Annotated in this window: 15 protein-coding genes; 8 read left to right on the top strand and 7 right to left on the bottom strand. The window is 68.3% G+C overall.

What is annotated here, in order from left to right:
* Positions 1-4: 4 nt before the first annotated feature.
* Together J2X58_RS08560 and J2X58_RS08555 are read right to left on the bottom strand one after the other, a co-directional pair.
* Positions 5-1,108 (bottom strand): Glu/Leu/Phe/Val dehydrogenase dimerization domain-containing protein, encoded by a 1,104-nt coding sequence (locus tag J2X58_RS08560; protein ID WP_090052436.1) that lies wholly within the window; start codon positions 1,106-1,108, stop codon positions 5-7.
* Positions 1,109-1,292: 184 nt separating this feature from the next.
* The gene (locus tag J2X58_RS08555; RefSeq protein ID WP_090052438.1) at positions 1,293-1,637 is read right to left on the bottom strand and encodes a YXWGXW repeat-containing protein; all 345 of its coding nucleotides are present in this window, start codon (positions 1,635-1,637) and stop codon (positions 1,293-1,295) included.
* Positions 1,638-1,824: 187 nt separating this feature from the next.
* Here J2X58_RS08555 and J2X58_RS08550 point away from each other — a divergent pair, with 187 nt between their 5' ends.
* The gene (locus J2X58_RS08550) at positions 1,825-2,703 is read left to right on the top strand and encodes an alpha/beta fold hydrolase (protein WP_310047569.1); all 879 of its coding nucleotides are present in this window, start codon (positions 1,825-1,827) and stop codon (positions 2,701-2,703) included.
* A gap of 90 nt (positions 2,704-2,793) precedes the next feature.
* Positions 2,794-6,246 (top strand): methylmalonyl-CoA mutase family protein, encoded by a 3,453-nt coding sequence (locus tag J2X58_RS08545; protein ID WP_310047566.1) that lies wholly within the window; start codon positions 2,794-2,796, stop codon positions 6,244-6,246.
* 125 nt (positions 6,247-6,371) lie between these two features.
* On the opposite strand, the gene J2X58_RS08540 is transcribed toward J2X58_RS08545, so the two are convergent.
* Positions 6,372-11,816 carry an autotransporter outer membrane beta-barrel domain-containing protein gene (locus J2X58_RS08540; protein WP_310047565.1) on the bottom strand — a complete coding sequence of 1,815 codons (5,445 nt, stop codon included), beginning with the start codon at positions 11,814-11,816 and terminating at the stop codon, positions 6,372-6,374.
* A 203-nt stretch (positions 11,817-12,019) separates the two neighbouring features.
* On the opposite strand from J2X58_RS08540, the gene J2X58_RS08535 reads away from it, so the two are divergent.
* Both J2X58_RS08535 and J2X58_RS08530 read left to right on the top strand, forming a co-directional pair.
* Entirely contained in the window at positions 12,020-13,015 is a 996-nt protein-coding gene (locus J2X58_RS08535; protein WP_310047564.1) for a hypothetical protein, read from the top strand.
* Positions 13,016-13,051: 36 nt separating this feature from the next.
* Positions 13,052-13,858 (top strand): DUF3014 domain-containing protein, encoded by an 807-nt coding sequence (locus J2X58_RS08530; RefSeq protein WP_310047562.1) that lies wholly within the window; start codon positions 13,052-13,054, stop codon positions 13,856-13,858.
* 91 nt (positions 13,859-13,949) lie between these two features.
* Here the strand turns inward: J2X58_RS08530 and J2X58_RS08525 are convergent, their stop codons facing one another.
* Together J2X58_RS08525 and J2X58_RS08520 are read right to left on the bottom strand one after the other, a co-directional pair.
* Positions 13,950-14,861 (bottom strand): peptidylprolyl isomerase, encoded by a 912-nt coding sequence (locus tag J2X58_RS08525; protein ID WP_310047561.1) that lies wholly within the window; start codon positions 14,859-14,861, stop codon positions 13,950-13,952.
* A 47-nt stretch (positions 14,862-14,908) separates the two neighbouring features.
* Complete coding sequence (locus J2X58_RS08520) at positions 14,909-16,327, bottom strand: aldehyde dehydrogenase family protein (protein ID WP_310047558.1); 1,419 nt, start codon at positions 16,325-16,327, stop codon at positions 14,909-14,911.
* Between the two features lie 221 nt (positions 16,328-16,548).
* Here J2X58_RS08520 and J2X58_RS08515 point away from each other — a divergent pair, with 221 nt between their 5' ends.
* The 3 genes from J2X58_RS08515 to J2X58_RS08505 all read left to right on the top strand — a co-directional run bounded on the left by J2X58_RS08515 (position 16,549) and on the right by J2X58_RS08505 (position 21,645).
* The gene (locus J2X58_RS08515; RefSeq protein ID WP_310047556.1) at positions 16,549-17,436 is read left to right on the top strand and encodes a LysR family transcriptional regulator; all 888 of its coding nucleotides are present in this window, start codon (positions 16,549-16,551) and stop codon (positions 17,434-17,436) included.
* A gap of 82 nt (positions 17,437-17,518) precedes the next feature.
* Positions 17,519-19,744: a DUF5916 domain-containing protein gene (locus J2X58_RS08510; RefSeq protein WP_310047554.1), complete on the top strand. Its 2,226-nt coding sequence runs from the start codon at positions 17,519-17,521 to the stop codon at positions 19,742-19,744.
* Positions 19,745-19,827: 83 nt separating this feature from the next.
* The gene (locus J2X58_RS08505) at positions 19,828-21,645 is read left to right on the top strand and encodes a glycoside hydrolase family 15 protein (protein WP_310047553.1); all 1,818 of its coding nucleotides are present in this window, start codon (positions 19,828-19,830) and stop codon (positions 21,643-21,645) included.
* Between the two features lie 19 nt (positions 21,646-21,664).
* Here J2X58_RS08505 and J2X58_RS08500 read toward each other — a convergent pair whose 3' ends face one another.
* Positions 21,665-21,964 (bottom strand): hypothetical protein, encoded by a 300-nt coding sequence (locus tag J2X58_RS08500; protein WP_090052459.1) that lies wholly within the window; start codon positions 21,962-21,964, stop codon positions 21,665-21,667.
* 96 nt (positions 21,965-22,060) lie between these two features.
* Between J2X58_RS08500 and J2X58_RS08495 the strand changes: the two genes are divergently transcribed.
* Positions 22,061-22,657, top strand: a complete 597-nt coding sequence (locus tag J2X58_RS08495) for a class I SAM-dependent methyltransferase (RefSeq protein ID WP_090176131.1) — start codon at positions 22,061-22,063, stop codon at positions 22,655-22,657.
* On the opposite strand, the gene J2X58_RS08490 is transcribed toward J2X58_RS08495, so the two are convergent.
* Positions 22,654-23,430 carry a CPBP family intramembrane glutamic endopeptidase gene (locus J2X58_RS08490; RefSeq protein WP_310047550.1) on the bottom strand — a complete coding sequence of 259 codons (777 nt, stop codon included), beginning with the start codon at positions 23,428-23,430 and terminating at the stop codon, positions 22,654-22,656. The genes J2X58_RS08495 and J2X58_RS08490 overlap by 4 nt on opposite strands.
* Positions 23,431-23,512: the final 82 nt, after the last annotated feature.

Here is a 23,512-nt window from a genome sequence, read left to right as displayed (position 1 = left end):
ACGCTTACTGACCGCGCATGCGGCCCTGGAAACGTGGCGCGCCGTTACCCATGTGGGGCAGGCGGATCTTGCCGATCGCGTTGATGCGTTCTTCGGCCATGCGATCCGCGGCCTTGTAGGTCGGGATGTTGTCGCGCGAGGAGATCTCGAAGATGCGGCCGACGTTGTAGTAGATCGTGCGCATCATGCGCATGGCGCGCTCGCGGTTGTAGCCGTCGATCTCCAGCGACACGTTCATCACGCCACCGGCGTTCACCGCGTAGTCCGGCGCGTAGAGCACGCCGCGACGGGCGAGCTCGTCGCCGATGGCGTCGGTGGCCAGCTGGTTGTTGGCCGCGCCGCAGATGATCTTCGCCTTGATGCGGTCGATCGTCTGCTCGTTGACCGTGCCGCCGAGGGCGCAGGGGCTGTAGACGTCGGCGTCGACGTCGTAGATCTCGTCGAGACCGACGGCCTCGCAGCCGAGTTCGTCGACGCAACGCTGCACCGCGTCCTTGTTGATGTCGGTGACGAACACCTTGGCGCCCTGCTCGCGGAGCAGCTTGATGAATTCACTGCCGACGTGGCCGCAGCCCTGCACGGCATAGCTGTACTTGCCCACGTCCTCGTTACCGTGCTTCGCCTGCAGCGCGGCCATCAGGCCCTGCAGGGTGCCGAACGCGGTGAACGGCGACGGGTCGCCGGAGCCGCCGTGCACCTGGTGCACGCCCGTGACGTATTCGGTCTCTCGATAGACGTATTCCATGTCGTTGACGTCGATGCCGACGTCCTCGGCCGTGATGTAACGGCCGTTGAGCGAGTTGACGAAGCGGCCGAAGGCGCGGAACAGCGCTTCGGACTTGTCCTTGGAGGGATCGCCGATGATCACGGCCTTGCCGCCGCCGAGGTTGAGGCCGGCGACCGCGTTCTTGTACGTCATGCCGCGCGAAAGGCGCAGGACGTCGTTCACGGCATCCTGCTCGCTCTTGTACGGCCACATGCGCAGGCCGCCCAGGGACGGGCCAAGCACGGTGTTGTGGATCGCGATGATGGCCTTCAGGCCTGCGTCCTTGTTATGGCAGAAGACGACTTCTTCGTGGCCCGTGTTGGCGATGGTTTCGAAAATCATCGAACGAAAACTCCAGTTACAAGCGGCAGCAGCACCGCCCTCGAGGTGAAAACCGGCATGGACCCGGTGGGACGTGACGGTCCAAAAAAATCGCCCCGACCTTGGCAGGAGGGGGCGATATGTCGTGTCAGCTGCCTAGTTTAAACCGTTGCGGGCGTCCGTGTGGGTGCGCCGCAGCACGGGCTCAGCGGTGGCGCCAGTACGGGTCGCGGTGCCAGGTCTCGCGCTCGATGCGCCAGCCGCGGCCATAGGGGCGCCAGACGGGCGGACGGTACACGTAGCCCGGACGCGCCGCGTACCAATGGCCGCCGACCCAGACGTAGCGACCACCGGCCCAGTTCCAGTAGCCGGGCGCCCAGACGTAGCCGGCTCGCGGCCCCGGGACGCGTTCGAAGCGCGGCGGCGGCGGGCGCGTGCCGACGGTGACGGAGACGTATTCCCGCGCGGCCGCGGGCGGGGTGTAGCTCGCGGCGCCGACGGCCAGGCCGAGGGCGGCGACGGCGGCGAGGGTGCGGGTCAGGGAGGCCATGGAATATCTCCTTCGCTCGTAAGCCCGCGACGCGCGGGTTCTCGCGAGGAAAAACGCCGGCCGGTGCACCGGGTTGACCGCGGGCCATCCGGAATGTTCAGCTTCGTGAAAGCCTGGCGCAGGGGAACCCGAGGCACGCTTCCGCGCTCCAAGCCGCACGACTTCCGTATCCACTACCGGTTCCCGCATGAAGCCACCTCGCCGATTCGGTGTACGCACCGTCGCGACCCTGCTCGGTATCCGCGTCGCCTACCGGTTCGGCAGCCGGTTCGCGCCCGCCAGGACGATCGGCCACGCCGCGCGTGTCTTCCAGACGCCGCTGCCGAGCAGCCGCGAACGCGCGGCGCATGCGCTCGCGACCATGACGGCGCGGCGCGAGACGGTGCGGGTCGACGGCGAAGCGGTGGCCACCTACGTCTGGGGCGATCCGTCGACGCAGCCGTACGTGTTGCTCGCGCACGGGTGGTCGAGCATGGGACTACGCTGGGAGAGTTGGGCCCCGCAGCTTCTTGCGAAAGGCTGGGCCGCCGTGGCATTCGACCAGCCGGCGCATGGCCACAGCGGCGGCGGGCTCTGCACGTTGCCGGACTTCGTCCGCACCGTCGCCGCGATCGGACGGCATTACGGCGATGCCGAGGGCGTGGTCGCGCATTCACTCGGCGGTGCCGCGGTGACCCTGGCGCTGGACGACGGGTGGACGGCGAAACGCGTGGTGCTCATCGCTCCGGCGGCGGACCCGCAGGCGGCGACGCGACGGTTCGCCCGGTTCGTCCGGCTGAGCGAACATCTTCGCGGTTCGCTGCACGACGCGCTGGCGAAGCGCACCGGCATCGCGATCGACACGTTACATATCCGGCACCACGCGCCAGCCCGCAGGCAGCCGGTGCTGGTCCTGCACGACATCTTCGATCGGGACGTGCCGGTGGAGGAGGGCGAGCAGTACGCGGAGCACTGGCCCGGCGCCACGCTGCTGAAGACCCGCCACCTCGGCCATCGCCGCATCGTCGACGACGAAGCCGTCATGGCCGCGGCGCTGTCGTTCCTGAGCGGCACGGAGTTCCGCTGACGCACGTTGCGGCGCAGCAAGGGGTCCGGGCACCCCGGCAGTAGAATCGACCGGTTCCCATCCCCGTCGTCGGTCGTACCCGGAGTTTCCATGAGCTCGCAGCCCAAGCACATTCCCGCCAGCCACACCGACGCGGAGACGACGCCGCTGCGCTTCGTCACGGCGGCGAGCCTGTTCGACGGCCACGACGCGGCCATCAACATCATGCGCCGGATCATCCAGAGCCAGGGCGCCGAGGTGATCCACCTCGGGCACAACCGCTCGGTGGAGGACGTCGTGCGCGCGGCCCTCCAGGAGGACGCGGACGCCATCGCGCTGTCCTCGTACCAGGGCGGCCACGTCGAGTATTTCAAGTACATGGTCGACATGCTGCGCGAGCGCGGCGCGGGACACGTGCGCGTGTTCGGCGGCGGCGGCGGCACCATCACGCCCGAGGAGATCAAGGAGCTCCAGGCGTACGGCGTCGAGCGCATCTACCATCCGAACGACGGCATGAAGCTTGGCCTCACCGAGATGATCGAGGACGTCATGGCGCGCACGCGCGCCGCCGTGAAAGAGCGCGGCACCGCGGCGCAGGCGACGGCCTCCGTCGACGACGAGATATCGATCGGCGCCATGCTTTCGGCGATCGAGGAAGACCAGCTCTCCGCGGACGACCTCGCTCGACTGCGCAAGGCGTGGAAGCTCGCCGGCGGCAAGACGCCGGTGCTCGGCCTCACCGGCACCGGCGGTGCGGGCAAGTCGTCGGTCGTCGACGAACTGCTGCTGCGCTTCCTGCACGCGTTCCCGCGGATGCGCATCGCCGTGCTGGCGGTCGACCCGACGCGTCGTCGCAGTGGCGGTGCCCTGCTGGGCGATCGCATCCGCATGAACTCGCTGCGCAGTCCGCGCGTCTACATGCGTTCCATGGCGACGCGCCGGCAGCACGCGGCGACCTCCGTCGTGTTGCACGACTGCATCGATTTCCTCAAGGCGCAGGCGTACGACCTCGTGATCGTCGAGACCGCCGGCATCGGCCAGAGCGATTCGGAGATCGTCGACCTCGTCGACTTCCCCGTCTACGTGATGACTAGCGAATACGGCGCCGCCAGCCAGCTCGAGAAGATCGACATGCTCGATTTCGCCGAGCTGGTGGTGCTGAACAAGTTCGACAAGCGTGGCGCGGAAGACGCCCTGCGCGACGTGCGCAAGCAGTGGAAGCGCAACCGGACGGCGTTCCAGCTCGCCGACGACGCCGTGCCGGTGTACCCGAGCATCGCCAGCCAGTTCAACGACCCGGGCGTCACCTGGATGTTCGCGAACCTGTGCCGCCTCATGCGCGAAAAGCTCGCGCTGCCCGCGGCGGAGTGGACGCCCGACGTCGACACGAGCCTCCGCGAGCCGCGCGCCACGGTGCTCATCCCGGGTAGTCGCGTGCGTTATCTCGCCGAGATCGCGGAGCAGGGGCGTGGCGTCAACGCAGGCATCGCGAAGCAGGCGGAAGCGGCGAGCAAGGCCCAGCACTATTACGAGTCGCTCCGGGACATCGGCGACGAAGACCTCCCGCGCGCGTTCGACCTCTACGACCACGAGCTCCTGGCCATCCACGGCGACCGCTCGCTCGCCGTGCTCCGCCAGCGCTACAACTCGGCCGTGCGCGAACTATCGAGCGAGGCGATCCACCTGCTGCGCGAGTGGCCGGCGCGATTCCAGTCGGTGACGGCGGAATTCAACGAGTACCAGGTGCGCGACAAGGTGATCCGCGTCGAGAACTACCGCGAATCGCTGAGCCACCAGAAGATTCCGAAGGTGTCGCCGCCGAAGACGAAGGACTGGGGCGAGCTGCTGTCGTTCCTCATGCGCGAGAACCTGCCGGGTCATTATCCGTACACCGGCGGCGTCTTCCCTTATCGCCGTGCCGGCGAGGATCCCACCCGCATGTTCGCGGGCGAGGGCACGCCCGAGCGCACCAATCGCCGCTTCCATTACCTGTCGCTCGGCGGCGGCGCCGCGCGCCTGTCGACGGCCTTCGACTCGGTCACGCTCTACGGCGAGGATCCGGCACCGCGTCCGGACATCTACGGCAAGATCGGCAACTCCGGTGTCTCGATCGCCACGCTCGACGACATGAAGAAGCTCTATTCGGGCTTCGACCTCTCCGCGCCGTCGACGTCGGTCTCGATGACGATCAACGGCCCGGCACCGATCATCCTGGCCATGTTCATGAACACGGCGATCGACCAGAACGTCGAGAAGTACCTCAACGAGGAGCCGTCGCGCTGGGAGGCCGCCAACGCGCGCATCGGCGAGCTCTACCCCGACGGCGACCGTCCGCGCTACAACGGCGAACTGCCGCAGGGCAACGACGGCCTGGGACTCGGCCTGCTCGGCGTCTCGGGCGAAGAGGTCGTCGACGCCGAAACGTACGCGCGGATCAAGGCATACACGCTGGCCACCGTGCGCGGCACGGTGCAGGCGGACATCCTGAAGGAAGACCAGGCGCAGAACACGTGCATTTTCAGCACCGAGTTCGCGCTGCGCATGATGGGCGACATCCAGCAGTACTTCGTCGACCACAAGGTGCGCAACTTCTATTCGGTGTCGATTTCGGGGTACCACATCGCCGAAGCTGGCGCGAATCCGATCAGCCAGCTCGCCTTCACGCTGTCGAACGGCTTCACGATCGTCGAGTACTACCTCGCGCGCGGCATGAAGATCGACGACTTCGCGCCGAACCTGTCGTTCTTCTTCTCCAACGGCATGGATCCGGAGTACGCCGTGATCGGCCGCGTGGCCCGGCGAATCTGGGCCCGCGCGATGCGCGAGCGCTACGGCGCCAGCGCGCGCAGCCAGATGCTGAAGTACCACATCCAGACCTCCGGACGTTCGCTGCACGCGCAGGAGATCCAGTTCAACGACATCCGCACCACGCTGCAGGCCCTCTACGCGCTGTTCGACAACTGCAACAGCCTGCACACGAACGCCTACGACGAGGCGATCACCACGCCGACCGAGGAGAGCGTGCGTCGCGCCGTGGCGATCCAGCTCATCATCAACCGCGAGCTGGGCCTGAACTTCAACGAGAATCCCTGGCAGGGAAGCTACGTGGTCGACGAGCTCACCGACCTCGTGGAAGAAGCGGTCTACAAGGAGTTCGAGGCGATCAGCGAGCGCGGCGGCGTGCTCGGCGCGATGGACACGATGTACCAGCGCGGCAAGATCCAGGAAGAGTCGATGTACTACGAGCACAAGAAGCACGACGGCTCGCTGCCGCTCATCGGCGTCAACACGTTCCTGCCGAAGGACCACGGCGGGGAGATCGCCACCGAGATCGAGCTCATCCGCTCGACGCCGGAAGAGAAGGGACAGCAGATCGAGAACGTGCAGCGCTACGGCCGCGCCCGCAACGGCCTCGCGCTCGACAGCCTGAAGACCCTGCAGGCCACCGCCCGCGAACGCCGCAACGTCTTCGAGCAGCTGATGGAAGCCGTGCAGCACAACTCGCTCGGCCAGATCAGCCACGCCCTCTACGACGTGGGCGGGGAGTACCGCCGCAACATGTGACTGTGCCGGGCCCCTGTGGGAAGCGCGCTTGCGCGCGAATGGGTGCTCGCCACCAGGTCGCCCGCTGCCGCGGGATCGCCGATACGATCGGCTCCCGCGGCAGCGGGCGGGTTGCACGTCTCGCTCTAGAAATCCCAGCGCGCGCCCAGGTTGAATCCCCAGCCGCGTGCGCCCGCATCGCCCAGCTGCTTCTGCCAGTCGGCTTCACCGTAGAGCGATAGTCGGTTGGTGAACGCATACGTCCCGCCGAGGCCCACTTCGACCATGCGGCCGAAGGAGCCGCCCGTGAAGCGTTGCGACAGATCGTAGCCTTCGGCGCCGACATCGACGGATGCGCGGCCGCCCCAGCCCCTGACGTAGTTGACCCGAGCGTACGGCGTGGCCTTGGCGCCGCTTTCCGCGGTCCAGTCCCGGTCGACGCGCATGCCCGCTCGCCCGATGGTCTGGGCATAGGGCCGGAAGTGTGTCGTCGAGCCGTCGACATCCGTCTGGTCGCGCAGGGCGATGTGCTGGCGCGTCAGCTGCAGCTGCGGTTCGATCTGCCAACCCTTGCCGAGCTGGAAGGGGTAGCCGGTTTCGACGGATGCGCTCCAGCCGGAGCCGCGGATGCGCGCGGTGTCCTTCGATCTGGCGGTATCGACGTCGCCGGTGTGGCGATCGCCCTGGGCGATGGCGTCGACGTAGAAGCCGTCGGCGTGCTGCCAGGTGACGAACATCGCGATGGAGTTGGTATCGAACCTCGCATGGCTGTAGCCGTCGGCGGCCCTGGGGTCGACGCGTGTCGTGCCGTGCGTGTAGGCGACGCCGGTGCGCAGGACCGAGCGGTCGGCATCGAGCGCGAAGATGTTCATGCCGAGCTGTACCGCATGCGTGTCGATGTCGGCGTCGTAACCGTACTGGCTGAACGAGCGGTCGGTCGTGTAGTCGTAGTTGCCGCCGATGTAGCGGACGAACGGTTCGCCGCCGAGTCCTTCGCCCATGTCGGCCATGTCGCGCGTCTCGCCGAGGCGCCGATGGAGGTTGTCCAGGCTGCGGTAACCGGAAAGCGCGAGTGCCGACGGCGAGGCGATGTACGACGGCAGCTGCGGCACGACGGCGGGCCGCACGTTGCCCGCCGCGATGGGCGTGATGCCGCCGGCGGAGGCCGCCTGCGGCGCGCCATAGGCCTGTCCGGGCGCCGGCGTCGGCGCCGGGGTGTCGGCGGTGGGCGTGGGGCAGGGGCCGTCGCAGACGAGGATGTTCGCGAGCCGGTAATCCCAGTACGCGTTGCCGGCGCCGCCGACGACGCGCTGCGACGCGTCGCTGCTGCCGGGCTGGAACGCGTAGAGGCCGTACTGCCACGGGCCCGCGGCGACATAGCCGCCGTCGAGGCGGAACGCGCCACCGGAAGACGCGCCGGCCACCTGCACGACGGAGATGCCTTCGTCGCGGCCGACGTAGCCGTTCGCGTTGCGGTCCGTCAGGGCGCCGGTGCTGGCGACGGATGGCGTCACGTGCAGCACGGTCTCGCCCGCGGCATCGCCGTTCACCAGCAGGCGATCCGTGTGCTGCGCCGCCAGCGGCCCACCGGCGTCGAGCGTGCTCGCCAGAATCAGGTGCCCGTTGTCGCCGCTATAGTCGCCATCGATCGTCAGGCGGTTGCCCGGCGACCCCGCACCGTTCGTGAGGTCGATCGTTCCCGCGTTGATCACGCGCGCGCTGCCGGCCGCGGAACCGGCGACGAGCGGGTGGACGCCGTCGCCGCCGAAAACGGTGGAGGCGGGGCCGATGAGGAGGTCGCCGTCGGCGAGGCGCAGGTTGTCGGTGAGCGTGAATTTGGCACCGTTGGTCACCGCGACCGTGCTCCAGCCGTTTCCCAGGTCGATGCCCCTGGCGAGGTCGTCGGTGCCGAACGAGCCGCCACGCACGGTCGTGCCATTGAACGTGAGGGCGTTGCCGCCGCCCGATCCCGCCACGAGGTGATAGGTGGTCGACGTGTCGACGTCGCCCAGCGTCGCGCGGTTGCTCGTTCCATCGTCCATCGTCAGGCCACCGTCGAGCGCGCCGCCGGTCCAGGCGAAGGTGTCGCTGCCCGCGCCTGTCGCGATGTCGCCACGGACCAGCCCGCCCTCGAGGGTGACCGCGTCGTTCCCGGCGCTTCCGCGTATCGCCTGCGCCCGGGGCGAGGCGCCCGCGATCGTGCCGCGGTTGACGAACGACGTGCCGCTACCGTTGGCGAGGTCCACGACGGGCGCCGATGCCGATGCCGAACTCAGCGTGCCCGACTGAAGCACCGACGCGGCGGTGCCGGCCACCAACGCGGAACCGCCGGCGGACGAGGCGATGTCGACGTCCGCCGCGGTCGCGACGCTGCCCGTGGTCAGGGCCTGGATGCCGGTCGCGCCGGCCCCGTTCCCGTGGATCGTGAAGCCGCTGCCGACGGCGAGATCGCCGAGCGTCGCGCCTCCATCCGCCGATCGGAACGCGTATCCGGTGCCAGCCCCGTCCACCTCGAACGTGGCCTTCGACGCCGCATCGATGGGCGTCGCCGTGCGCAGGGCGGCACCGTCTCGTACCCGCAGCGTGGCGTCGGCCAACGTGATCGCGCCGGTCCCGGCCGCGTTCTCGATGGCGTTGCCGGAGCCGTTCGTGACGATCGTCGTGCCGCGCACGTCGAGGGACGAGGCGCCTGCGCCGAGCAGGACGCCGTGCGCGCGACCGCCAGCCGTGATCGCCGACTGGCCGGCGCCGAGCATCAGGCCGGCACCGTCCACGAGGTGGACGCCCGCGATACCGTCGTCGACGGCGATCGTGCCGGCCGGGTTCAGTCGCTGCGTGCCGGTGCCTTCGACGCGCACACCCGTGCCGTTGGCGACATGGATCGTGCCGTTGTTCGCGAACGTGCCGCCGGTGCGCAGGAGGGCACCCGTCGCGTCCGGTCCGCCGAGATCGACGATGCGTCCATTCACGCCGCGTCCCTGGTCTTCGACGATGAAGCCGGTCGCGCGCGCGCCGGAAAACGCGACGACACCGGTATTGGTGAGGATCGCACCGTTCCGGGCGACGTAGCCGACGACGTCGCTTGCCGACGACGTGAGGTTCGCCTGGCTCGTCAGCGACGTGCTCGCCAACGGCGCCCCCGTCGCGTCGCCGGTGAGGCTGTGCTTCTGCCCGTCGGCGACACCGGCGATGGCGCCGCTTCCGGTGAGCGTGACGCGCGTCGAGGCGTCCATCGCCGCCATGGAGCCGCCTTCCGCGACCACGCCCCGCGCACCGTTGCCGGACACGGTGATGTCGGCACCGCGCGTGTCGACGAGCGAACCGGTGCCGCTGCCGAGGATGCCGATGGATTCGCTGCCGGACGCCGTGATCGCGAGTCCGCTCGCATCGAAGTTCGCGCCGCCATCGAGGCGGAACAACGTCGACTGCGCGGTGGACACGTCGAGCGCATTGCCACCCGCGACGTTGATCCGAGCGTCGTTGCCGAACGCGTAGAAACCGATCTGCCGGGAACCGGAGGCGAACCGCGGGGCGGCGCCGGTCGCGACATCGACGGTCGCCCGCCCGCGTGCGTGGATCCCGATCGCGCCGTCGCCCAGCAGGTTCACGGCGCCGCCAACGTTGGCGCGGGCGGTCGCGCTGCCCTGGCCTTCGGCCCACACGCCGTAGTTGCGGGTGCCGCTCGCGGGATCGGAAACGCCTGCCACGTCGATGATGCCGGTGTTGGTGACCAGCGACTCCGTCGCGCTCGTGGAGAGCGACTTCAGGCCCGTGCCGTTCACGCCGTTGAGGCGGATCCTGCCGCTGTTGACGACGTTGCCCGCGGCACCGGCGTTCTGCGCGAGGATGCCGACGTTCTCCCGCGGTACGGCCGCGGCCCGCCCGTTCACGTCGATCGTTCCCGAACTGTCGACGTTGGCACCGGCCGCCGTCACGTAGATGCCCGCGGCGTTCTGCGTGAGGGAGCCGAGGGTGATCGTGCCGCGGTTGCGCACGGACGCGGCGTACGGAACATAGATGCCGGTCGTCATCGTGCCCTGGTTGACGGCGATGTCGGCCGCCGGCGACCCGGTCGATGTCTGCGGTCCCCGCCCGACGTAGATCGTCCCGGTGGCGGCGTTGGTGAACGCCGACGACGAATCGCCGAGCGCCACGCCGTCCATCGAACCGTTCGACCGGGAACCGGTGACGCCGACGTTCAGCACGCCGGCATTGGTCGCGCGCGCGTTGGTGCCGACGCGGATGCCGATGGATTTGCCGGCGCCGTTCGCCGAGCCCGTCGCGAGATTGATGACGCCGCCGCTCGCGTTGACGAAACGGCTGCCGGATTGAAGATCCACGACGGTGGAGCCGACCGCGCCGTAGGTGATCGTGTTGTTGGCGTTGCGGAAGAAATTCCCGTTGATGACGCCGTTGTTGCTGCCTGTGGTACCGGCGCCCGTCAGTACCAGCGCCGAGCCGTCGCCGGTATTGTGCGTGGCGGCCAGCGTGCCGTTGTTCACCACGCGCGCACCTGCCTCGCCTCGGACCGCGCCGCCGTTGCTGTTGACGGCTTCGAGCGCCGCGCCCGACGCGATGTTGCCGACCGCCGAGGGACCGACGAGATGCATCACCACGCGGTTACCGATCGCCTGGGCGACCTCGTCCGACGGCCGGTCCGCGCTGACGGCGTAGCCGATCTGTTCGCTGGTGCTGGTGTAGCCCTGGGCGAAAAGCGCACCGTAGCGCGTGGGATCCAGGTTGCCCGTTCGCAGGTTGGCGATGAGGAAGTCGTTGTAGTCGCGCAGTTCCGCAGCGTTGGTGACGGTGTGCGACGAGGTCGTTCCGTCGGAGGTGGTCACGTCGAACGTGCCGCCGTAGTGGGCGACGTAGCTGACGTAGAGGTTGCGCGGCAGCGTGGGGTCGGCGACCTCGCCGGTGAACGTGATGCGGTTGCGCGACGTCCAGTCGATGGCACTCGTCGCGGTGCCGCTGCCGTCGGCGTAGAAGAGCGAGCTTTGCTTGGCCGCCATCGTCCAGCCATTGGTCGCCGAATCGGTGGGGACGCCGCCGCTGCCTATGTTCACCTTCAGCGTTCCACCCGCGCGGGTGACCGTGCCGACGCGGACGTCGAGGTACTGCTGGCCATTGACGTTGACGACGTCCGGTACCGTGGTGCCGCCGTCCACGGCGTTCAGGCCGACGAGGTTGGCCGTGTCGTAGGTCGATACGACGCGACGACCGCCCGTGATCGGATCGGGCACGCTCACGCCGACGTTGCGTGTGCCGGGATTGAGGCGCGGCGCACCGATCCACTGTGAGCCGGAGAGGATCCGGCCGCGTTCCTGCAGCGATGCGATGGTCGTGTTGCGCGTACCGGTATCGCCGGCGGCGAAGCGCTGCGGTCCCGTCAGGGTGAGCGTGGCGCCGGGATCGACGACGGCCGCGCCGGACTGGTTGTCGTTGATCGATGGATCGTACGCGCCGAGCGTCACCGTCTGTGCGTCGGCGCGATGGGTTCCGGAGGAGAGCGCCGCGGCGACGGCGAGGAAGAGGGTGGCGCGTCGACGCCTGCCGCTGGAGACGCGGCATGGTGCGATGGGAGAGCTCATCGTGTTCGTTTGTCCGGTCGGGCACCGACGACTGCGGGTGCCGTGAGGCACGGCCGGTGATCCCTTTCCCGATGCCGCGAACACAGGGGCCCGCCGCAACGTGCCCTTCCCGGGGCGCCATGCTTAGCGATGACCCCACCAACGCGTCAGCGCAAAGTCAGGCCGGTCGCGAATCGGTATAAAGGGCGATTCATGAACCCGACGTGCAGAATCTTGCCGAATACGTGCAATGTTTTTTCGACATCCGGGGCGCACCCATTGCGGCGCACCGTGCGGGAGACACCGCGCGCGATTGCCTGGCATCGTTACCAGAGGTGAATTTTGTGACGCGCTTATCGGTTATTCGGCTAACGTTGTTCGCGACCCTCGCGTCATGCGCTCACGCCGCGGACGTTCCACGGCGTGTGCTCTTCATCGGGAACAGCCTCACCTACGTCAACGACCTACCGAGCGCATTCGTATCGCTCGCTCCCGCCGGCATGGATATACATGTCGATATGATCGCGCGGCCGGGCGCGGCGCTCGCCGACTACGTCGACGATCCCGTGGTTCGCGACGCGCTGGCGAACAACCGATATACCGATGTGGTCCTGCAGGAACGCGGCGGTGACGCGTTCTGTCCGGCTGAGTGCCAGTCCTCCAGAGCGACGCTGGCGGCGGAAACGTCGGCCGCGAAGCTCGCGGGGCTCGCGCGCGCCTCGGGAAGCCGGCTCTTCTATCTGGGCACGTGGCAGACGAGCGCGTCGACCAACGCCGCGCTCGAGTTCGGCGAGCGGAAGATCGCGCAGGCGATCGGCGCGTCGTACATCGAGATTGCGGAGCCGCGGCGCATGCTGATGGTGGAATACCCGTCGCTCCCATGTACGCACTCGGATGGCCAGCATCCCGGGTATGCGACCACGGCGATGATGGCATTGCGGACGTGGAGGGTCGTGGTGGGCGTAGCTTCCACGCGAACTCCATGCGTTGCGGGCGAGGTGCACTACCGCGCGCCGCTGCCGGACGGCGTGTTGCATGTCGACCGGTTGTTAAAGCCTTCGACCTGTCTGATTTCCCGCGATGTGACTGGCGGTCTCGCGGGGGGGCAGTTGATTCCGGGCGATCACGCGAGCACCGATCGCGCGCGAGCGCGCTCCCACCCGAAGTGTGCGGACGTGCCTGGCTTCACGGTCGATTTGAACTCGACCACCCATTCGTAGTCCCATGGGAGCTTGGTTTTTCGTGGGAGCAGCAGGTTGAGCAGTCAGTCGTCGGGTTCGAAGTGGGTCGCGGGACTTCTCGTCGTGGCCATCGCGGTGGTGGTCGGTGTGTTCGTCTATCGCGAGAAACAGGCGCGCGACGGCGCGTCCGCGCCCCCGTTCTCGGCGGTCGGTGCGTCCACGAGCGCGGCGCCGCAGGGCGCCCAGGGCGCGTCGCCGCCGTTGCATCCGGTCGATCCCGCGCATGCGTCGACCGCCGCGTTGCCGTCGCTCGATCAGAGCGACGACGCGATCCTCGCCGGGCTGCTGGGACTGACGAGCGACGAGGCGCTGAAATCGCTGCTGCGTAGCGATGCGATCGTCTCGCGCATGGTCGCCACCATCGACGCGCTGCCGAAGCAGACGATCGGCATGAACGTGCTTCCGCTGCGGACGCCGACGGGGCGGTTCCAGGTACAGTCCGACGACGGCATGTTCGTCGAGTCGAAGAAGAACGTCGAACGCTACGGCACCTACATGTACGTGGCCGAACGCGTGGATCCGCAGGCCGCGGTGGCCTGGTACAAACGCCACTATCCGCTGTTCCAGAAGGCCTATGCGGATCTCGGCACCGGCGGCTATTTCAACGACCGGCTGGTGCAGGTGATCGACCACCTGCTCGACGCGCCGGAGCCGAAGGGCGCGCTGCAGCTGATTCCGGCGAAGGTGGGCTACGTCTACGCGAACCCGGCGTACGAGCAGCTGTCCGTCGGGCAGAAGTTCATGATCCGCGTGGGCGCGGAGAACGAGGCGAAGCTCAAGGCGAAGCTGCGTGCGTTGCGCGAGGCGATCGTGGCGGAGTGAAGACCGCCGCTGCGATCGGCTCCCCCGCTTCGGTCACCGGCACGAGGCACGGCTACCGGAGGGTGGGAGCCGATCGCATCGGCGACAGGCGTCAGGATTTCTTCGACGGGTCGCGCACCGGCACGTTGATGTTGCACAGGTCGATCTTGCCGGCAGGGCGGGTGTAGAACGCGTCCCTGCGGTTGCGCTTCGCTTCGACCAGCGCGGCGAACGTCTTGCTGTCGGTGCGCAGAACCTGGATCGGCGTGCGCTGGGCTTCCGGTACGTCCGCGGCGAGGCGAACGGAAGAGATGGTCACGCGCTGCGCCGGCGTGTCGTAGAAACCCATCGGTTCGCCGCCACGCGGGTAGGCCGACAGGATCTCCATGCCCTTGATCACCTTGCCGGCGACCGCGAGATTGCGGTCGAGGTTGCGCGGCGCCTGTCCGATGATCGCGTACAGCGAGCTGCCGTTGCCGGTTTCCGCGCCCGTGTCGCGCGCCACGCCGACGGTGCCGTAGCAATGCGTGATCCAGGCCTCGCCCTGGCCGTCGCGAGCGACGGGGAAGCCGTCCGAAAAGCCCACTTCCGCGGCATAGACGTCACCGTCGGGCAGCTTCGTGAAGGGATAGGCCTTGCCGTCCTTGCGTGTGAATTCCGGCGCGAGGGTTTCCTTTGCCGTACCCAGCGATTTGGCCTTCTTCTTGTCGTCGCCGTCGGGATCGCCCCATTGGGTGACGAAGTTGTCCTGGACGCGGATGACCTGCGTGCCGTCGAAATAGTGTTCGCGGATCAACGTGCGGATGTTGGCCGCGTGCAGCGGCGACCACTCCTGCGCGAGCTCGATGACGACACGTCCCTGCGGCAGGTCCATGTAGACGAGGTTCTGCGGGTCGGGCGTCCGCCATTCGGCGGGCGTGGCCTTCGCGAGCAGTTCCTTGGGGGTGGGCGTCTTGGCCTCGTCCGCGAGGGAGGGCAGGGCGGCGAGCGCGATGGCGAGGGCAAGGCAGGTGCGTGCGAGCATGGGATCCCCGGGGTGTATGGACCCCGGGGACGTTAGCAGAGCGGCGCTCAGGCGGACAGGATCGCCTTCGGCTCCAGATAGGCTTCGAGCCCGAGAACGCCGTATTCGCGGCCCTGGCCCGACTGCTTGAACCCGCCGAACGGCGCCTTGGGCTCGTGCGCCAGCGTGTTGATCAGCACGCGGCCAGCGTCGATCCGCGAGGCGACGCGAAGCGCGCGGGCGTCGTCGGTCGAATGCACGTACGCCTGCAGACCGTAGGGCGTGTCGTTGGCGATGGCGATCGCTTCCTCCTCGTCGTCGTAAGCGATGATGGACAGGACGGGGCCGAAGATTTCCTCGCGGGCGATCGTCATGTCGTTGGTGACGTCCGTGAACAGGGTCGGGCGCACGAGCCAGCCGCGGTCGTGGCCGTCCGGACGTCCTTCGCCACCGGCGAGCAGCCGGGCGCCTTCGTCGATGCCCTTGCGGATGTAACCCTGCACGCGCTCCCACTGCTTCGCGCTGACCATGGGACCCACGGTGGTCGCCGGATCGTTCGGATCCCCCGACACCACGGCATCCACGGCGTCCTTCGCCATCGCCTCGAACTCGGCCAGCCGCGCGCGGGGGACGAGGATGCGCGTGCCCGCGATGCACGCCTGGCCGCTGTTGTTGAATCCCGCCATGACGGCGAGCGGCACGGCCTTGCCGAAGTCGGCGTCGTCGAGGATCACGCTGGGCGACTTGCCGCCGAGCTCCAGCGTCACGCGTTTCAGCGTCGCCGCGCCGTCGCGGACGATGCCCTTGCCCACGGCGGTGGAGCCGGTGAACGAGATCTTCGCGACGTCCGGGCTGCCGACGATTTCCGCGCCGACGACGTCGCCGCGACCGGTGACGATGTTGAACACACCCGCCGGCGCGCCGGCCTCGTGCAGCGCCTCGGTCACGATCTTCGTCTGCAGCGCGCTCATCTCGCTGGGCTTGATGACGACCGTGCAGCCGGCGGCGATGGCGGTGGCGAGCTTGCCGCAGATGAAGCCGGCGTTGCTGTTCCACGGCGTGATCAGGCCCGCGACGCCCACCGGCTGCATGACGACGGTGGCGATGCCCATGCGGCGTTCGAAGTCGTAATGGCGCAGGGTGTCGATCGCGTCGAGGAAGACGCTCGAGGCGTGTTTCGCCATCCAGCTGCCGCGCGACACGGGGGCGCCGTATTCGAGACGGATCGCCTCGAAGAGGTCATCCTCGCGCGCGGCGATCGCGTCGTGCATGCGCTGGAGCAACGCGATGCGCTCCGCGACGGTGCTGCGCGAGAAGCTTCGGAACGCGCGCTTCGCGGCGGCGATCGCGCGGCGGGCATCCTCGGCGTCGGCGAGGCGCACCGTGCCGATGACTTCCTCGGTCGCGGGGTTGAAGAGCTCGAAGCGTTCCTCGCCGTGGGGGACGACGAAGGCGCCGTCGATGTAGACGTGGTCGATGGTGTGCATGTGGGGAACTCCTCGGAACAGGTGGGTGGGGGTAGGAGCGCGCCCTGCGCGCGACATCTTCTCGCCGCTGTCCCTGGACTCGCGCGCCAGCTCCGGGTCATCGCCTCGGACCATGTCGCGCGCAGGGCGCGCTCCTACGTGCCGTTTCCCCAAAGATGCAGTCGCGCGATTAATCTGATAAGACGGACAAATGCGGATGACCTGTTAAGCGAGGGCGGACAATGCGACCGGGACTGACCGAACTGGAGGCCGTGCTGGCGGTGGCGCGGAAGGGCAGCTTCCGCGCGGCGGCGGCGGCGATGGAAATGTCGACGTCGGCCCTCAGCCAGGCGGTGGCTTCGCTGGAGACTCGGATCGGGACGCGTCTTTTCCACCGCACCACGCGCAGCGTCCGGCTGACGGAGGCGGGCGAGCGCTTCGTCTCGGAGATCGGCCCGGCGCTCGCGGACATCCACGGCGCCATCGAGCGCGCCGGCGACGAGGCGGGCGAGCCGTCGGGCACCCTGCGGATCAACACCTCCGCCGGCGCCGCGCGCCGGGTGATGCGGCCGTACCTGATTCCCTACATGCGACGTTTCCCGGGCGTGCATCTGGATCTGGTCACCGAGGACCGGCTGATCGACATCGTTCGCGAGGGTTTCGACGCGGGCTTCCGCACCGCGGACACGGTGCCCGGCGACATGGTCGCGGTGCCCTTCGGCGCGCCCGTGCGGTTCGCCGTCGTCGGCTCGCCCGGGTACTTCGCGGAACACGGCAGGCCGCGCAGCCCCGCCGATCTGTCGAGGCACGCCTGCGTCCGCGCGCGCATGCCGGCCGGGCACATCTACCATTGGGAGTTCGAAAAGCGTGGCGACGCGATCGCCGTGGACGTCGACGGCCCGCTGACCCTCGACGAGCCGGAACTCATGCTCGCGGCCGCGGAAGCGGGGCTGGGGCTGACCTATCTCGAGGAATTCAACGTGGCCGACTCGCTCGCGGCCGGACGCCTGGAACGCGTGCTCGACGACTGGACGCCGTCGTTCGACCGGCTGTGCCTGTACTACCCGGGACGCCGCCACGTGCCGGCGGCGCTCCGCGCGTTGATCGACCTCATCAGGGAGACCGGCTGAGCGCCATGTGCCAAGGGTCATGGCAAACCTTCGCGGCGCGACAGGCATCCTTTCCCGCAAGTTCTCACGTCCCGGATCCCGCATGCGCCGTCGCGCCCTCCTTGCCTGCCTGCTCGGCCTCGCCGCGCCCGTCCATGCGGACGTGACGATCGACGGCCGGATCGATCCCGTCGAGTGGGCCGGTGCGCGGCGGATCGCCGATTTCCGTGATACCCAGCCCATGACGGGCAAGCCGGGCAGCCAGCCGACCGAAGCCTGGGTGCTGTCGACGCCGAAGGGCCTCGCCGTCGCGATCCGCGTCACGCAGTCGCCGGACATCCCGCGATCGCGCCAGCAGAGCCGGCGCGACGAAGACGCCAGCGTCGACCGCGTGAACGTGATGGTCGATTTCGACGCGGACGGGCGGGTCGGATACGACTTCGAGATCAAATCGCAGGGTGGCATCGCCGACGAGGTGATCACCAACGAATCGGATTTCAGTTACGACTGGGACGGGCGATGGGACCATGCAGTGAGCGAAGACGCCGAGGGCTATTCGGTCGAGGTGCTGATCCCCTGGTACATCGCGCCGATGCGCAAGGCCGGCGGCGAAACGCGCACCATCGGGCTGTACATCGACCGCGTCATCGGCAGCACGGGCGAGCGCATGGCGTGGCCGGCGATCAGCTTCGATCGCGGGCGATTCCTCTCCAGCTTCCAGCGCGTGGAGCTGCCGGCGTATTCGCAGTCGCTGTTCGCCGTGACGCCGTACGTCGTCGGACGCGTCGACCGTGCGAACGGCGGGGCCTCGTTCCAGGAAGGCGCGGACATCCTCTGGAAGCCGAACGGCCAGACGCAGCTGACCGCCACGATCAATCCCGATTTCGGCCAGGTGGAGAGCGACGACCTCGTGGTGAACTTCTCGCCGGAGGAAACGTTCTTCACCGACAAGCGTCCGTTCTTCACCGAAAATCAGGGCATCTTCGACTTCAGCCTGCTCAACGACGACTCGCAGCTGGTCTATACGCGTCGCGTGGGCGGCGCCTCCGACGACGGCCGCGGCGCCGCGGACATCTCCGCGGCCGTGAAGGTCAACGGCAGCGTGGGCTCGACCAGTTACGGCATCCTCACCGCGCAGGAGAAGGGCGACGCGGGGCGGTCGTTCGGGGCGCTCCGGCTCAGCCAGAACGCGGGAGCGCAGACATTCGGCCTGCTCGCCACGCACGTCGGCCATCCCTACCTCGACCGCGACGCGAACGTCCTCGGCTTCGATCACCGCTGGCAACCGAACGGCGCCTTCACGATCACGAGCAACATCGTCGGCAGCAAGATCGACCAGCCAAGGGCGGGCACGTCGGGCCTGGGTGCGACCAGCGTCGCGTTCTGGGAGATGAACGATGTCTGGAGCCAGCAATGGCTGGGCATGTATTTCGGCAAGCGGCTGGACATCGACGATTTCGGCTATCTGCCGCGCAACGACATGACGTATCTGCATTACGAGGTGCGTCGGCGCGTCACGGGTCTGCCGGAGGATTCCGCCTATACGTCGCACCTGTGGCGCTACCGGATATCGGCGCTGCACAACACCGAAGGCCGTGCCGTGAACCGCCGGCTGCGCATCCAGCGCAACAGCCAGCGCCGCGACGGCGGACACGAGCTATGGCGGCTGGACACCTTCACCGCCGCGTACGACGACCTGCTGACGCGCGGCAATCACCCGCTGCGCACGCCGCCGACCGCGCGGCTCAGCTACGAGCGCGATCGTCCGCGCATCGGTCGCTGGGCGTGGGAAGCGGAGGGTGTCGTCATGGGCAACCAGCTCACCGGTTACCGCCGGCTGAGCTATTACTTCAAGTTCACCCCCACGTATTTCATCACCGACGCCTTCAGCGTCTTCGCGGGGGCCAGTTACGAGTGGGACCCGAACTGGCTCATCTGGCAGCACGACAACCTCGTGGGCTCGTTCGACGGGCGCACGGTGGGCATCGACAGCGGCGTGAACTGGAACTTCGGCAACCGGCAGGAGCTGCGGGTCAAGCTGCAGACGCTGGCGGTGGGCGCGACGCTGCGCCAGCGGCTCGAAGTGACGCCGTCGGGCGGCACGGTGCCGAGCGACGCGCCGATCGACGGGCTCGGCGTGGCGAATCTGGGGTTCCAGATCCGCTATCGCTACGAGATCGCACCGTTGTCCAATCTCTACGTCGTTTACAACCGTGGCGGCTATCGCGACGACACCGACGACGATGTCGGATCGCAGTTCCGCCACGGCTTCAGCCTGAAGGACGTGAACGAGGGGCTGGTCAAGGTGGCGTACCGCCTGGAGTTCTGACGCGCCGCCGGTTCAGGGAGTAGAGCCGGGCTTCACGCGGCCTATGGCATTCCTTCGCCGGACGAGGGTCGAAGGAGACCGCAGTGCCACACCGAGCCAATCCGATGCCGGGCCGGACCATCGGCGATCACGGCATCATCGGCAACCTGGATACCACCGCGCTGGTGGCGCTCGATGGCACGATCGACTTCATGTGCTGGCCGCACATGGACAGCCCGTCGGTGTTCGCGTCGCTTCTGGATCCCGACAAGGGCGGCGAGTTCTCGATCTCGCCCGCATTGCGCGACGCGAAGAACATCCAGCTCTACATCCCTGAGACGAACGTCCTGCTGACCCGCTGGATGGCCGACGAGGGCAGCGTGGAGCTCGTCGATTTCATGCCGCACCCCGATGCGGACGCCCGCGTGCCACGCAGCCTGATGCGCCGCATCCGCGTGCAGCGCGGTACCGTGCGTATCCGGGCCTGCTGCCGCCCCCGGCTCGACTACGCGCGCTGCGTGCCGGAAGCGGAGGCGTACGGCGATACCGTGGTGTTCCATGACGGCGCGCATTCGCTGCGGCTGGGCGCGAGCGTGCCTTTGCTCGCCGGCGACGGCGAGGCCTCCGCGGAGTTCGAGCTGCGGCCGGGCGACGAGGTCTGGTTCGCGCTCTGCGACGAGTCCATCGATCCGCCGGACGTCGCCGAGAGCGCGGCGGCGCTCGAGGCGACCGCCAACGCGTGGCGCGCGTGGACCCGGCGGTCCACCTATCGTGGCCGCTGGCGCGAACGCGTGGAGCGTTCGGCCCTGGTGCTGAAGCTGCTGACGTCGCACGAGCATGGCTCCATCGCGGCGGCGGCCACGTTCGGCCTGCCGGAGGCCACGGGCGCGGAACGCAACTGGGATTACCGCGCGAGCTGGATACGCGACGCGTCGTTCACTGTCTACGCCTTCATGCGGCTTGGTCACATCGAGGAGGCCGAGCATTTCCGCCGCTGGACGGCGGCACGCATCATGGACCTGGACGAAGAAGCGTCGCTGCGCATCATGTACGCCCTCGACGGCGAGGAGGCGCAGGAGGAGTCGACGCTCGATCATCTCGCCGGCTATGCCGGATCGCGACCCGTGCGCATCGGCAACGCCGCGCGCACGCAGACCCAGCTCGACATCTACGGCGAGCTGATGGACAGCGTGTACCTCTCCAACAAGTACGGCACCGCGATCAGCCACGCGGAGTGGGAGCACGTGAAGCGGTTCGTCGACCACGTGCGCACGCACTGGAACGAGCCCGACGAAGGCATCTGGGAAATCCGCGATGCGTCGCGCCATTTCCTCCACTCGCGCCTGATGTGCTGGGTGGCGCTCGACCGGGCGGTGCGCCTGGCGATCAAGCGTTCGCTACCGGGGCCGCTCGTCGAATGGGCCGCCGATCGCGACCGGATCGCCGAGGACATCTGGACGAACTTCCGCCATCCGGAGCACGGCTATTTCGTGCAGACGCGTGGTGGCCTGGATCTCGACGCGTCGCTGCTCATGATGCCGCTGGTGCGTTTCGTCTCGGCGACGGATCCGGTCTGGCTGAAGACGCTCGACGCGATCCGGGACCACCTGACGGACGACGGGCTGGTCTTCCGTTATCGCAACGCGGACGGGCTGGACGGCGGGGAGGGCGCCTTCACGACCTGCACGTTCTGGTACGTGGAGTGTCTGGCGCGGGCGGGACGCCTGCACGAGGCGCGCGAGGTGATGGCGCGCGGAGTGGTGTACGCGAACCACCTCGGCCTGTTCTCCGAGGAACTCAGCCTGCGCTCGGACCCGCTGGGTAATTTCCCGCAGGCCCTCACGCACCTGGCGTTCATCAGCGCGGCGTACTACCTCGACCGCCAGCTGTCGAACCCGCAAGGGCAGGTCTGGCAACCCTAGGCGCGCGCCGCGCCCGGCATCAGATCTCGTTCTCGTCGGGGTCGACGAACTCGATGGCGGCCTCGCGCGTGCCGGCCGTTTCCTCGGCGACCTCGCGGACGCGCTCGCCGACCTTTTCGTTGGGCACTTCCACTTCGAGCGTGTACGTGCGCGAGCTCATGTCGTCGGAAAGGTTCTGCGAGCTCGAGTCGTCGCGGAAGTCGTTCATGAAATCGTCGATCTCCTCGACGCGCTCCACCCGGTCGAGGCCGTGGATCGCGGTCTGGACGTCCTCGAAGACGTCGCGGTCGCCGGTGATGCGGAGCTGGATACGGGGCATGACGGTCTCCTGGTTCGATATCGTTCGATGCTGCGGCGGGCCATGTATGCCTGAAGTGTACGCCCCGCTACCATGCATGCTTTGCCGATACCGCCCATGACCAAGACCTACGACCAGGCGTATTTCGACAAGTGGTACCGCAGCGCGGACCACGCCGTCCGCTCGCCCGCCGAGCTGCAGCGCAAGGTGGCCATGGTGCTCGGCCAGGCAGAGTTCTATCTCGGCCGTCCGGTGCGCAACGTGCTGGACGTCGGATGCGGCGAAGCCCCATGGCGCGCCGTTCTGCGGCGCCTGCGCCCCGGCATCGCCTACCGCGGCCTGGAGGCCAGCGAATACGCGGTGGCGCGCTACGGCCGGTCCCGCGACATCGGCCTGGCGCGGTTCGGCCAGCTGGCCCACCTGCGCTTCGACACCCGCTTCGACCTGATCGTCTGCACCGACGTGATGCACTACCTCAAGCCGGCCGAGATCCGCGACGGGCTGATCGGCATCGGCGAGATGGTCGAAGGGCTCGCGTTCCTCGAGGTCTACACCCGCGAGGACGATCCCGGCGGCGATCGCGACGGGTTCATCGGTCGCCCGGCCGCGTGGTATCGCCGGGCCTTCGCCGAGGTGGGGCTGATCCCCGTCGGCTCGCAGTGCTACGCGAGCCCCCGGCTGGCCCGGCACGTGGCGGCGCTGGAAACCTTCTAGCTCGTCGTGGCGGTGAACCAGGCGATGGTGGCCAGGGCGTTGTTCGCCGCGTGCGTCACGAACGCCGGCCAGATCGAGCCGCTGCGCACGCGGAGCCAGGCGCAGAACACGCCCACGAGGATCAGATTGGGCACGGCGTACCAGAGCCAGCCCAGATCGGGCAGGTGCACGGTGCCGAACACGATGGCCGAGATCGCGATGGCCCAGCCGTCGCCCAGGCGCGTGCGCAGAAGGGAGAGCAGGGCGCCGCGGAACAGCAGTTCCTCCACGGCGGGGCCGACGAGCACCACCACGGGCAATAGCGCGACGCGCATGACGATGTGGGCCTTGTCGGCGATGTCGGAAACGGCCTGGCTCACCTCGTGCCCGCCGGCCAGCAGCTGGGTCAACAGCCCGCCCAGGATGGGCGCGGCGATACCCATCGCGGTGCCGATGGCGATGTACGTGCCGGACGGAGCGTTGAAGCCGAGCCCGCCCGGACCGGCCTCGTGCGCCCGGGCCCGTCCCCAGCGGCGCAGGACCAGCCAGTAGGTGAGCGAGGCCGAGCACGCCAGCGTGAGGATGACCACCACGATCAGGCGGTCGGGCGCGTCGGGCACGGACGCCGGGAAGAGGCGCGCCAGTTGCATGGATAGCCCGCCGAACAGTCCGCCGAAGCCGAACTGCATCGCGAAATAGGCGGCGATGCACAGAAGCGTCTCGATGACGCCGGGAGCCCGGCGCGGGGGAGCGAGGTTCGTCGGTGGAAAAGCGGAGGTGTCGTCGTAAGCCATGCGCCAGCCTAGCCAAGCCCCCCGCCACCCGCAACGCGACGACCGGCACAGACCGTCACGCGAGGCCTGTATAGTGGTCCGT

Origin of the sequence: Luteibacter sp. 3190 (assembly GCF_031456385.1) — a bacterium.
Lineage (GTDB): Bacteria > Pseudomonadota > Gammaproteobacteria > Xanthomonadales > Rhodanobacteraceae > Luteibacter.
This window is presented reverse-complemented; position numbering and strand designations above follow the sequence as displayed.